The sequence below is a fragment of the Arthrobacter sp. Ld5 genome (assembly GCF_051172775.1).
Taxonomy (GTDB): Bacteria; Actinomycetota; Actinomycetes; order Actinomycetales; family Micrococcaceae; genus Arthrobacter_D.
On the sequence record NZ_JBPKBO010000022.1, the window covers coordinates 31,712 to 42,701 of the forward strand.

Sequence of the window (10,990 nt, forward strand, 5' to 3'; positions counted from 1 at the left end):
GCCGTTCGGCCCCGCCTCACGGCCGGTTAGTCGTTCTGGTAGCCGTCGTTGTCCGAGAAGTCGGAGTCGATGGCGCGGGCCGCGGAATCGAGTTCGTCCTGCACGTCCGCTCCGCCCCAGATTGCCAGGAGGGCGCTGCCGAAGGAGCTGGTCACCGTCGGGTACCCGGGGGTCACCGGTCGCGCGACAGCGATGCACTCCTGGGTCACGTTGTCCGATCCGCACGCCGATTCCAGGTTGGTGGCGAACAGCTCGAGCGGCTTGCCCGGCCCGTACAGCTCGCTCTGCTCCAGTGCCGAAGTGCTGCCCGGTACTGCGGCATTGGCCTCGACCATCGTGGCGATGCTCTCGTCCCTGAGGAGGAAGTCCAGGAAGGATCCGGCGGCCTCCGTGTTGCCCTCGGCGGCGGGCGTGACGCCCCACTGCCAGGACCCGTGGCCGGCTTTGGTGCCATTGCCGAAGTCGGGCAGGGGCATCAGGGCAAGGTCCTCGCCCAGCGCTTCGCTGAACGTCGGGTACATCCAGTTCCCGGTCCAGGTGAGTGCGGTCTGTCCATCGGGGAACGCGCTACCGCTGGTGTTGGGGTCCGCGAATTCCCGCCACGACGCCCACTCCTCGAGCGCGTCGACGTTCTCCTGGCTGTTGAGCACGCCGTCCGCCTTGCCATCTTTCATCAGGGTGCCACCGGCAGACCAGATGTCCGGCGTGGTCGTGAAGGTCCCCCATTCGGCAGCGAAACCGTTGGCTTCCCCGAGATCGATGGCCTTGCCGGACGGTGACACCTCGGCCAGCTCGGCGAGATTCGCACGGAACTCGTCGACGGTCCACGCCTCCTCAGCCGTGGTGGGGGCTTCGATGCCTGCCTCCTCGAGGAGTGCCTTGTTGCCCCACAGGCCCAGGCCGACGTCGAACAGGCCGACAGCGTAGGTCTCGTCGTTGTAGGTTCCGCTCTCCGTGACGCCGCTGATCCTGTTGTCGAGCGCCTCGGGCGAGACGACACCCTCGAGCGGGATGAGTTTCCGGTCGTAGGCGAAGGAGGCCATGGTAGGGGCATCCATCTCCATGACCTCGGGGAGTTCATCGGCCGAGGTCGCCTGGATGGTGCTGGTGTAGTCCGCTTCCGGAATGAGCGTCAGGTTGGCGGTGACGTCGTCCTGCGACTCGTTGAACTCATCCACGAGAGTCCCGAGTGCTTCCGCCTCCGCGGCTTGGCCGCTGTGGGCCCACACCTCGATCGTGCCGTCGGAGGAGTTGTCACCCCCCGAGTCCCCCAAACATGCAGTCAGCATGAGGGCGAGGGAAAGGCCCGCGCCGATCGTCACGACCGCGGGCCGGGACCTCCTGGGTGCAGTCATCGCAATAGTTCCTTCCGGTGCCGAGCGGGGAGATATGTCTTCAGTTCCCCAAGTTTGGACTAGACCAATTTCGAAGTCAATGGATTGGCATAGACCAATTTTCGGGCGCGGCGGTATCATCATCGAATGACCACGTTGGTGTCTACTGCTCCGAAGTACTACACAGTGAAGGAAGACCTGCGCCGCCTGGCCGCCGAGGCCGGTCCGGGAGCGCCGATGCCCACCGAGCGCGCCCTCGCCGCCCGCTATGAAACGTCCCGGACCACCGTTCGGCAAGCCATCTCCGAGCTCGTGGCCGAGGGGATGCTGAACCGCACGCAAGGTAAGGGGACGTTCGTGGCGCCCTCGCGCCCCAGCTACCTCCGCCAGCTCACATCCTTCACCGCGGACGCGGACGCTCAGCACCTCAAGAGTGCATCGGACATCCTGGGCGTCGAGTCGATCCTCGCCGATGCCGACCTGGCAGCGCAGCTCGGCGTCCCGGCCGACGCGGATCTCACGCGCGTCGCACGCGTACGCCTCATCAATGGCGAGCCCGTGGCGCACGAGGTGGCATACCTCCCGGGGTCCATGCCCGACCTGCGGCGACAGCTCGAGCAGAACGGCTCGCTGTATTCAGTGCTCAGCAGCCAGTACGGCGTGGATATTGCCGAAGCCGAAGACACCGTGGGCACGATGGTCGCCGGCCCGGAGGAGGTGCGTCTCCTCGCCATCGAAATGGGCGCCCCCCTGTTGCTCATCCACCGACGTGGCCTCGATGCCGAGGGAGTGCCGGTCGAGTGGACCCGATCAGTGTTCCGGGGAGACCGCTTCAAATTCTTCGCCCGCACGCACCGCTGAGAGGGCATCGACCCGCCCACTCCTCGACGGCGGGTCGTCGGGGTTTTCCGCAACAGGGGGGTTGGCGGGTCTCGACAATGAGCGCCGCGTAAAGGACACTCGACATGACAAGGTTCCTTTACACCTAGGGGGGTGACGTGCGGAACAGTCTTCGTGGCCTCCGTGCGGGAGCCGGGATGTCCCAGCAGGACCTGGCCGAGGCTCTTCAGGTCTCGCGTCAGACCATCAACTCGATCGAGACCGGTCGCTACGATCCTTCCCTTCCCCTGGCGATCGCCATTGCTCGTTACTTCCAACACCCGGTAGAGGAGATCTTCCATGCAGACTGACACGCCAGCACGGCGCAAAGTGGTAGCCCTCGGTATCCTCGCGGTGATCCTCGTCCTGATGGCCGTCGTCGTGGTGCTGCTGAGGCAGCACGCGCCGGGAAACATGATCCCGGGGTTCCTCGTCGGCCTCGGCATCGGTATGGCCGCGGCCCTGGGGATGGCATGGCGGGTGCTGCGCCGCCCGGACCGGGCGTCCACCTTCGAGCGGGCGTGGACGCAGACCGGGGACGAGCGTGAGGACGCGCTCCTGACGCGCGCACTCGCCGTCGTCGGGTTGGTCTCCCTCCCCTCGGTCGGCGTGGCCACTCTTGCCATCGGCTTCGGAGCCGAAGCGCCGATGGTGATGACCCTCCTCATGGGGGCCCTGGCCGTCACCGGGGTCTCCTCCTTCGCGGTGTTCAACCACCGAAGCTGAAGCCCGATACGTGCCGGAGGCGCGGACGAGGAGCGTCGCGCGGCCTACTGGCTCCCGGTGATGATCCCTCCGCTGTGGACGGGGCGGACTTCGACCCCGCCCGTGCTCGTGCGGACTGCGGGGTTCAGGCGGGCGACGGCGATGGCGGCGTCGAGATCCGGTGCGTCGATGACGTAGAAGCCGGCGACGAACTGATCGGCCCGGACGAAGGGGCCGGCCGTCGTGCCTCCGCGTCGGACGGAGACCGCGCTGGCCCTGGGCGTCAGGGCGTAGGCGAGGGACATCGCCCCTGAGTCCTGGAGGTCCTGCGCGTGCCGGTCGTTTTCCTCCAGATCGGCCTCAGCCGCTTCGAGGGCATGGAGGGACTCGTCCGCGTAGATGAGGATGGCGAAGTCGGGCATCAGGTGGCCTTTCGATAGGTGAGCGGTCCTTGCGGGTGCGGGGTGCGGGGTGTGGGCGTGTCGGTCAGGCGACGACGAGGTTCTGGTGCCCATCGATCAGTTCACGCACGATGTCGAGGTGACCGGCATGGACCGAGGTCTCCGCGAGCACACGGAACACGACCTCGCGCCCGTCCGCCATGGGCGGGTGGCCGAACTCACTGACCGGGGGCCACCAAAGGGGAGGGGCATCCAGGTCGATCTCGACGAGTGCCCTGTCGCTGCTGGTGATCTGTTCCTGATAGATGGTCACCGCTTCCGCGCCGGTCATCGGTGTGGAGTGCCATCCGTCATGAAGGGCGTCGATCGCAGCAGGATCTGCGCCGAGGACGGCCGAGATCCAGAACATCTCGTCATCGAACGCAAGATGGGTCAACAGGTTCGTCACGCTCCACCCCGACGGAACACGTGCTGTGCTCATCTGTGCTTCGGTCAGCCCCTCGACGGCGCGCAGCACGTGGGCGCGCTCCGCCGCCAGCTGCGCGAACAGTCGAGCATCACTCATGCCTTGGACTCGTAGCCGATGAGCCAGCGAAGCCCATGGCGGTCCGTGACCTGTCCGTCCGCGCCGTCCCAGGGCCGTTGGACCAGGGGGTCGATCGCGGATCCGCCGACGCAGAGCTTGTCGAACCACTCGTGCAGGATTGCCGGTTCGGCGGTCCCCAGCAGTGAGAGCATGAGGCCCTCGCACCGCACGGACTGCTCTCCCGCCGGCGTGTCCGAGCCTGCGAGGGCGACGACACCGTCGAGGATTCCGTGGGCGACGGCGTCCGGCGCACCGTCGGTCCTCCCGTGGTCCTCGTACGAATGCAGGGACAACTCACCTCCGAAGACATCGGCATAGAACCCGAGCGCTTCGCGCGCGGTTCCGGGGAAGCTGATGTAGACAAGGGGTGCAGCCATGATGGTTTCTCCTGACACTCGTTGATGTGAAGCCGACCGGACAGTCCTCCACTGCCTGTTGGACGATCCTTCGGCAGGAAAATCATCGGAGTCTGCGTGATCCCTCGGTGAACGTGAGGATATCCGCCCGGGCTGCGTCGAGGTGCCTGCACGCGCCGGGAAGTTCTCCCCGACATGATGCCCCGGCGATGACGGTTCCGGCCCGGGGCGACCGCCCCGGGATTCTGATGATCGCCTGAATAACGGGCCAGTTGCGATTAGGCAACGTAGCCCGTGATCCTGTCACGAAGCAGCAACGGCGGTTGAGGGTCGCTGGAAAGCCTGCTTACGGTCGGTTCAGGCGCAGCACAATCCACCCGTCAGGAACCGGTCGTCGAGGAATCCGATGCCGGCTCCGAGAACGGCACCTCCGACGACACATCGAGGTCAGCACCCGCCGGCCTGAAAAGGAGCTGTCATGCACCGTCCCACGGACCGTCCTACGCGAAGCCCACTGCGGCGTTCCATCGTGCTCACACTGCTGACCGCCCTCGCGGTGACCGGGTGCAGTGCCCCCGAGGAGACCAGGGATGCCATCACCACCGGTGAGGACGGGCAGGTCGGGGTCGTGGAGCTGCGCAGCATGCTCCTCGTGTCCGCGGACGAGGGCGAACCCGGCCGCCTCCTGGGAACGCTCGTCAACGAATCCTCCGCCCCCGTCGAGGTGACGATCAGCGACCCCGACGACCAGATCGTGGTGACCGTGCCGGCGGACGGCCGATACCCGCTGGACACGAACGAGCAGATCCTCGCCGGTGTGGAGGAACCACCCGGCGCTCTCACGGAGCTGTCCCTGGCCGCCCCGACCGAGACCACCACCCTCGACGTGCCGGTGCTCGACGGCACGCTCGAGCCGTACGAGCCGTACGAGCCGTACCTTCCCGGCTGATTCGCTCAAGATGACCCCTGTGGTCTTTAACAGCCACTCGAGGTAGGAGGTTCGTGCCCGCCAGCCCTGCCCGAGGGGGGGGTGCGGGGTCAGGCGGTCCAGGCGCGGGTCTGCCGGAATGCTGGGTTATGAGCAGTGGTTCGGCCGGACCACCCTGCTACTGAGCTATTGGACGAGCCCGGAGCATCTCCGCGCCTTCGCCGCCGATAGGGAGGCCCCGCACCTGGAGCCCTGGCGCCGATTCATGAAGGAGGGCGCCGGGAGCGGGGACGTCGGCGTCTGGCACGAGACCTGTCTTGTGCCTGCCCCCGGCATCGAGACCATCTACAACGGGATGCCCCGGGTCGGCCTGGCCAAGGCGACCGCCCATGTTCCGGTCGGAGCAGGGACCAACACTGCCGGGCAGCGGATGGGCCGGTTCGCCGGGAGGCTGCCCTGAGTTGATGAGGGTGGGTCGGGCATCGCAGTTCGAGAGGCCCAACTGCCCGACGCCCTGCCCGAGGGGGTGGCCGGAGGGGGAGACCATCCGTCGCTGCGCCGCCAGGGAGACGGTGTCAGGTCGGGTGTCCCCGCGAGAGCGCCCGGCCTCCAGTACGTTGCAGGCCGGACGCCGTCGGGGCGCTCATCCTCGGGCCGACTTCTTGACCCGTTTTGATAAGCACACTTACCAGTTCACCGGAAGGCGGGCGTCGGGTCAAGCGGCGTGTGGTCCCGGCGGCCGGCTGGCCTTCCGTCCATGACGGCGGACGCGGCGGCTGCGCGCCGTCGACCGCCCACCCCCATTGAGTCGCGGCGCTGCCCGGGCTACCATCGCCCTACAAAAGAAGAACGGTGCGTTCGATTATCGAACGCAAATGGCACATCCACAATGAAGTGAGGCCCGCCCGTGCAATTCCACCATCACGGCTACGTGTCCGGTGATCCCCGCGTCCAGCCTGCCGCCGGCGTCGGCCTCGACCGCCCGCAGGAGCTCCCCGACGTGGTCGACGTCCTCATCATCGGCACCGGGCCAGCCGGCATGATCGCCGCCGCACAGCTCTCCCAGTTCCCGGGTATCACCACGCGTATCGTGGAGCGCCGCCCGGGCCGGCTCGCCATCGGCCAGGCGGACGGCATCCAGGCCCGCAGCGTCGAGACCTTCCAGGCCTTCGGCTTCGCCCACCGGATCATCGACGAGGCGTACCGGATCGTCGAGATGGCTTTCTGGAAGCCGGATCCCGCGGATCCCTCGCGCATCGTCCGCACGGCCCGGCCCGAGGACGATCCGACCGGCATCAGCGAGTTCCCCCACCTGATCGTCAATCAGGCCCGCGTGCTCGACTACTTCGCCGAGTACATGAAGAACGCCCCCACCCGCATGGAAGCCGACTACGGCTTCGAATTCGCGGGCCTGGAGGTCGACGACGAGCAGGAGTACCCGGTGCGGGTCACCCTCGTGCGCACAGCGGGGGAGCACGCCGGCGCGGAGCGTACCGTACGGGCACGGTACGTGGTCGGGGCCGACGGCGCGCGCAGCCCGGTGCGCCAGGCGATCGGCTGCACCCTCGCCGGGGACCGGGCCAACCACGCCTGGGGCGTGATGGACGCCCTTGCGGTCACCGACTTCCCCGACATCCGCCGCAAGTGCGCCATCCAGTCCGGGGCCGGCGGCAGCATCCTGCTGATCCCGCGCGAGGGCGGACACCTCTTCCGCATGTACGTCGACCTCGGCGAGGTGGACCCGGCGGACAAGGCCGCGGTGCGGTCCACGACGCTCGAGCAGATCATCGCCAAGGCGAACACGATCCTCAGCCCCTACACGCTCGACGTCCGGAACGTCGCCTGGCACAGCGTCTACGAGGTGGGGCACCGCCTCACCGACAGGTTCGACGACGTCCGGCCGGAGGACGTGGGCACCCGCACCCCGCGCGTGTTCATCACCGGCGACGCCTGCCACACGCACAGCGCCAAGGCCGGCCAGGGCATGAACGTGTCCATGCAGGACGGCTTCAACCTCGGCTGGAAACTCGGGCACGTCCTCGAGGGCCGCAGCCCGGAGGCCCTGCTGGCCACCTACTCCGCCGAACGGCAGGTCGTGGCGAAGGACCTCATCGCCTTCGACAAGGAATGGTCCACCCTCATGGCGCGGAAGCCGGAGGACTTCGCGGACCCGTCCGAACTCGAGGACTTCTACGTGCGGACCATGGAGTTCCCCGCGGGCTTCATGACCCAGTACGCGCCGTCGATGCTCGTCGCCGGGAACGCCCACCAGGACCTCGCCACCGGCTTCCCCGTCGGCAAGCGCTTCAAGTCCGCGCCCGTGGTCCGCGTGTGCGACGGCGTCCCGATGCACCTCGGCCACCATGCGACGGCCGACGGCCGGTGGCGCATCTACGCCTTCGCGGACGGCGCGGAGCCCGGCGCGGACTCCGCCGTCGGGGCGTTCGCGGACTGGATCGGCAGCCACCCCGACTCGCCGCTCGCCGCCACGCCGGAGGGAACCGACCGGGACGCCTGGTTCGACGTGAAGGTGATCTACCAGCAGGGCCACGCGCAGGTGGACATCGGGCGGGTCCCGGCGGAGTTCACGCCCGCGGTGGGGCCGTTCGGGCTCACCGACTACGAGAAGGTGTACGCCGCTGATCCGGCCGCGGACATCTTCGACCTGCGCGGACTCGACCGGGCGGGCGTCGTCGTCGTCGTCCGCCCCGACCAGTACGTGGCGCACGTGCTCCCGCTCGCCGACCCGGCGGGCCTCGCCGCGTTCTTCGCCCCGCTCCTGGTCTCCCGGACGGACCGTGCCGGGGCTCCTCGCGCCGGACGGGCCGTCGCCTGACATGCGGACCGTACCGGAGGGTCGCCCCACGACGGACGCGACCGGGGCGACGCCGTCGGCCCCCGCCTCCCAGACCCTGTCCCGGGGTATCAGGGCCCTCGAGATCCTCGCGGACACCCCGGACGGGCTGACGACGGCGGAGATCGCCGGCGCGCTCGACGTGCACCGCTCCATCGCCTACCGGATCCTGCGCACCCTCGAGGAGCACTCCCTCGTGGTCCGGGATGCCGGCGGCCGCTTCCAGGCCGGCCCGGGACTCGCGAACCTGGCCCGGGGCGTGGCGCCCCGGCTGCAGACCGCGGCCCTGCCCGAGCTCACCGCGGTGGCCTCCGAGCTGCAGATGACCGCGTTCATCGCGGTCCTCGACCGGCACCACTGCGTCACCCTCGTCGCCGTCGAACCGCCGCACGGCGAGGGCACCCTCGTGCAGCGGCCCGGCTCGCGCCACCCGTTCGACGCCGGGGCGCCCGGCATCGCCATCCAGTCCGCCCTCACCGAGGCCCACTGGCAGCGCCTGGCGCCCGGCGCGCCCTACCGCGAGGAATCCAGGCTCGCGGCGGCCACCGGGTACGCGACGAGCCGGGATGAGGTGATACCCGGCGTCAGTTCCGTCGCCGCGCCCGTGCACGTCCGCGGCGGGCTCCCCGCCGCGCTCGCCGTCGTCTACCTCCGCAGCGACCGGCCCGTCGAAGCCATCGGCGCGCGCGTCGCCGCAGCGGCCCGCGCCGTCGGATCCGTCCTGTGATGCAGTACCACCAGCCCATCCCCCTCCGTGCGAAGGACCAGCCATGACCACCACCGCCCTCCGCGCCTCCGCCGCGGATCCCGCCACCCTCGACGCCGAGGAGACGTGGTCCCGCGACCACCTCGAGTCCGTCCAGCTGGACCGCCTCAAGGCCACGCTCGCCCACGCCTACGCGCAGGTGCCCCTGTACCGGCGGAAATTCGACGACGCCGGGGTCCACCCCGAGGACCTCCGCGACCTCGCCGACCTCGCGAAGTTCCCCTTCACCACGAAGGAGGACCTGCGCAGCACCTACCCGTTCGGCATGTTCGCCGTGCCCCAGGAACGCGTGGCCCGCATCCACGCGTCCTCGGGCACGACGGGCCAGCCCACCGTCGTCGGCTACACGGCCGGGGACCTCGACCGGTGGGCGACCCTCGTGGCGCGCTCGCTGCGCGCCTCCGGCGTGAAGGCCGGCTGGAAGGTCCACAACGCCTACGGGTACGGGCTGTTCACGGGCGGCCTCGGCGCGCACGCGGGCGCGGAGCGGCTCGGGTGCACCGTCATCCCCATCTCGGGCGGACAGACCGAACGGCAGGTGCAGCTGATCCGGGACTTCGAACCCGACGCCATCCTCTCCACGCCCACCTACCTGCTGACCATCCTCGACACGATGGCCGCCGCCGGAATCGACCCGTCCTCGACGTCCCTGAAGACCGGCGTGCTCGGGGCCGAGCCGTGGACGGAGGGCATGCGGCAGGAACTCGAGGGGCGCGCGGGCTTCGACGCGTGCGACATCTACGGGCTGTCCGAGGTCATGGGGCCCGGCGTCGCCGGCGAATGCGTCGAGTCCAAGGACGGCTCGCACATCTGGGAGGACCACTTCCGGCCGGAGATCATCGACCCGTTCACGGAGCAGGTGCTCGGCGACGGCCAGGCGGGCGAACTCGTGTTCACGTCCCTCACCAAGGAGGCACTGCCGATCATCCGCTACCGCACCCACGACCTCACGCGGCTGCAGCCCGGCACCGCGCGGCCCGGCATGCGCCGGATGGAACGCATCACCGGGCGGAGCGACGACATGGTGATCGTGCGCGGCGTGAACCTGTTCCCCACGCAGGTCGAGGAGCTCGCGCTGCGCATCCCCGCCCTGAGCCCGCACTTCCAGCTCGAACTCACGCGCCCCGAGGGGCAGCGGATGGACCAGCTGACCATCAAGGTGGAGCCGCGGGAGGGCGTTCCGGCCGCCGACGCCGCCGCGGCCGCCGTCGAACTCCGGCACCTGGTCAAGACGCACATCGGCTCCACGTGCGCCGTCACCGTCGTGGACCAGGGCTCCCTCGTGCGCTCCAGCGGCAAGCTCCGGCGCATCTACGACCTGCGGCCCCGCGCCTGACCGGGACGACGCCGCCGCACACCCGCGGCGGGGTCGCGCCCGGGGCGCCGCTCCACCAGACTGTGGTGATGCAGTGGACACGAGTCAGGGACTGGCTGATCGGTGCTCTCGGGATGCTCCTGGTCCTGGGGGTCGCCGTCGGGGTCCTCTGGTGGGTGGCGAGCAGCCCGGCCGGCGCGGACGGGGGCGCGCCGGCGATCACGGAGTCCGGATCCCCGACCCCGCCCGAGCCCCCGGTGGGGCCCCCGGCCGGGCTGTCCGGGGACGAGGTGTGGTTCGCCGACCTCCAACTGGAGGCCGGCGCCGTGGTGGCCGCGGGGTCGACGCTGCGGGACGTCCGCGCCGAGGGGCAGGGCGTGGTCACCGGACCGGCCGGGCTGATCGCCGACCGGCTCACCGTGGACGCGACCGTGCCGTTCGACGCCGTCGCCGCCGAGCTCGGCGGCGGCGCCGTGGTCCGCCCGGCCGACGACGGCCAGGTCACGGTGCTGCGCTCCGTCGAGGTCCTCGGCCGGGACCTGCCCGTCACGGCCACCGGCACCGTCGACGTCGAGGGCGGCCGGCTCGTCATGGAGCCGCGCTCGATCGACCTCGGCGGCCCGGGTTTCCTCTCCGACGGGATCGCCGCCCTCGTCCGCCGCTTCGTCACGATCGAGCACGAGATCGAGGGCCTGCCCGAGGGCCTCGTGCTCCGGGAGGTCGCCGTCCGGGACGACGGGTTCCGCGCCACCCTCAGGGGCGAGGACGTCGCGCTCGCGCGCTGATCCCGACCGGTGACCGGTGGGGACCGAGGACCCTCCCCAGCGGAGGATCGGACGCCGATACTGGCCCCGTGCCCCGATCAT

General features: G+C 69.7%; 12 protein-coding genes and 1 pseudogene. 9 read left to right on the forward strand and 4 right to left on the reverse strand.

Going from position 1 to position 10,990, the window contains the following annotated elements; translation table 11 throughout:
- Window positions 1–26: 26 nt before the first annotated feature.
- A complete protein-coding gene (locus ACSGDB_RS10880; protein ID WP_434994712.1) occupies window positions 27–1,355 on the reverse strand; it encodes an ABC transporter substrate-binding protein in 1,329 nt (442 codons plus the stop codon).
- A gap of 126 nt (window positions 1,356–1,481) precedes the next feature.
- On the opposite strand from ACSGDB_RS10880, the gene ACSGDB_RS10885 reads away from it, so the two are divergent.
- From ACSGDB_RS10885 to ACSGDB_RS10895, 3 genes are all read left to right on the forward strand, one after another.
- The gene (locus ACSGDB_RS10885; protein WP_434994713.1) at window positions 1,482–2,195 is read left to right on the forward strand and encodes a GntR family transcriptional regulator; all 714 of its coding nucleotides are present in this window, start codon (window positions 1,482–1,484) and stop codon (window positions 2,193–2,195) included.
- Window positions 2,196–2,332: 137 nt separating this feature from the next.
- The gene (locus ACSGDB_RS10890; protein WP_434994715.1) at window positions 2,333–2,524 is read left to right on the forward strand and encodes a helix-turn-helix transcriptional regulator; all 192 of its coding nucleotides are present in this window, start codon (window positions 2,333–2,335) and stop codon (window positions 2,522–2,524) included.
- Window positions 2,514–2,939 (forward strand): hypothetical protein, encoded by a 426-nt coding sequence (locus tag ACSGDB_RS10895; protein WP_434994716.1) that lies wholly within the window; start codon window positions 2,514–2,516, stop codon window positions 2,937–2,939. The genes ACSGDB_RS10890 and ACSGDB_RS10895 overlap by 11 nt, the downstream gene beginning before the upstream one ends.
- A gap of 44 nt (window positions 2,940–2,983) precedes the next feature.
- Here the strand turns inward: ACSGDB_RS10895 and ACSGDB_RS10900 are convergent, their stop codons facing one another.
- The 3 genes from ACSGDB_RS10900 to ACSGDB_RS10910 form a co-directional block, all read right to left on the reverse strand.
- A complete protein-coding gene (locus tag ACSGDB_RS10900) occupies window positions 2,984–3,340 on the reverse strand; it encodes a YciI family protein (protein WP_434994718.1) in 357 nt (118 codons plus the stop codon).
- Between the two features lie 64 nt (window positions 3,341–3,404).
- The gene (locus ACSGDB_RS10905; protein ID WP_434994719.1) at window positions 3,405–3,884 is read right to left on the reverse strand and encodes a DUF664 domain-containing protein; all 480 of its coding nucleotides are present in this window, start codon (window positions 3,882–3,884) and stop codon (window positions 3,405–3,407) included.
- Window positions 3,881–4,282: a VOC family protein gene (locus ACSGDB_RS10910; protein ID WP_434994720.1), complete on the reverse strand. Its 402-nt coding sequence runs from the start codon at window positions 4,280–4,282 to the stop codon at window positions 3,881–3,883. Before ACSGDB_RS10910 ends, ACSGDB_RS10905 begins: the two co-directional genes overlap by 4 nt.
- Before the next feature lie 457 nt (window positions 4,283–4,739).
- On the opposite strand from ACSGDB_RS10910, the gene ACSGDB_RS10915 reads away from it, so the two are divergent.
- From ACSGDB_RS10915 to ACSGDB_RS10940, 6 genes and pseudogenes are all read left to right on the forward strand, one after another.
- Entirely contained in the window at window positions 4,740–5,210 is a 471-nt protein-coding gene (locus ACSGDB_RS10915) for a hypothetical protein (protein ID WP_434994721.1), read from the forward strand.
- A 115-nt stretch (window positions 5,211–5,325) separates the two neighbouring features.
- Window positions 5,326–5,649 (forward strand): annotated as a pseudogene (locus ACSGDB_RS10920) (monooxygenase family protein); the annotation flags it as partial.
- 447 nt (window positions 5,650–6,096) lie between these two features.
- Window positions 6,097–8,025 (forward strand): FAD-binding monooxygenase, encoded by a 1,929-nt coding sequence (locus ACSGDB_RS10925; protein WP_434994722.1) that lies wholly within the window; start codon window positions 6,097–6,099, stop codon window positions 8,023–8,025.
- 1 nt (window position 8,026) lies between these two features.
- Entirely contained in the window at window positions 8,027–8,770 is a 744-nt protein-coding gene (locus ACSGDB_RS10930; RefSeq protein ID WP_434994723.1) for an IclR family transcriptional regulator, read from the forward strand.
- A gap of 43 nt (window positions 8,771–8,813) precedes the next feature.
- A complete protein-coding gene (paaK, locus tag ACSGDB_RS10935) occupies window positions 8,814–10,145 on the forward strand; it encodes a phenylacetate--CoA ligase PaaK (RefSeq protein ID WP_434994724.1) in 1,332 nt (443 codons plus the stop codon).
- Window positions 10,146–10,213: 68 nt separating this feature from the next.
- Window positions 10,214–10,909: an LmeA family phospholipid-binding protein gene (locus ACSGDB_RS10940; protein WP_434994725.1), complete on the forward strand. Its 696-nt coding sequence runs from the start codon at window positions 10,214–10,216 to the stop codon at window positions 10,907–10,909.
- The last annotated feature ends 81 nt before the right edge of the window (window positions 10,910–10,990 follow it).

Excerpts from the sequence above, each read along its gene's own strand:
- ACSGDB_RS10880 (WP_434994712.1), bottom strand. The coding sequence starts at position 1,355 with ATGACTGCACCCAGGAGGTCCCGGCCCGCGGTCGTGACGATCGGCGCG.
- ACSGDB_RS10885 (WP_434994713.1), top strand. The coding sequence starts at position 1,482 with ATGACCACGTTGGTGTCTACTGCTCCGAAGTACTACACAGTGAAGGAA.
- ACSGDB_RS10895 (WP_434994716.1), top strand. The coding sequence starts at position 2,514 with ATGCAGACTGACACGCCAGCACGGCGCAAAGTGGTAGCCCTCGGTATC.
- ACSGDB_RS10900 (WP_434994718.1), bottom strand. The coding sequence starts at position 3,340 with ATGCCCGACTTCGCCATCCTCATCTACGCGGACGAGTCCCTCCATGCC.
- ACSGDB_RS10905 (WP_434994719.1), bottom strand. The coding sequence starts at position 3,884 with ATGAGTGATGCTCGACTGTTCGCGCAGCTGGCGGCGGAGCGCGCCCAC.
- ACSGDB_RS10910 (WP_434994720.1), bottom strand. The coding sequence starts at position 4,282 with ATGGCTGCACCCCTTGTCTACATCAGCTTCCCCGGAACCGCGCGCGAA.
- ACSGDB_RS10915 (WP_434994721.1), top strand. The coding sequence starts at position 4,740 with ATGCACCGTCCCACGGACCGTCCTACGCGAAGCCCACTGCGGCGTTCC.
- ACSGDB_RS10930 (WP_434994723.1), top strand. The coding sequence starts at position 8,027 with ATGCGGACCGTACCGGAGGGTCGCCCCACGACGGACGCGACCGGGGCG.
- paaK (WP_434994724.1), top strand. The coding sequence starts at position 8,814 with ATGACCACCACCGCCCTCCGCGCCTCCGCCGCGGATCCCGCCACCCTC.
- ACSGDB_RS10940 (WP_434994725.1), top strand. The coding sequence starts at position 10,214 with ATGCAGTGGACACGAGTCAGGGACTGGCTGATCGGTGCTCTCGGGATG.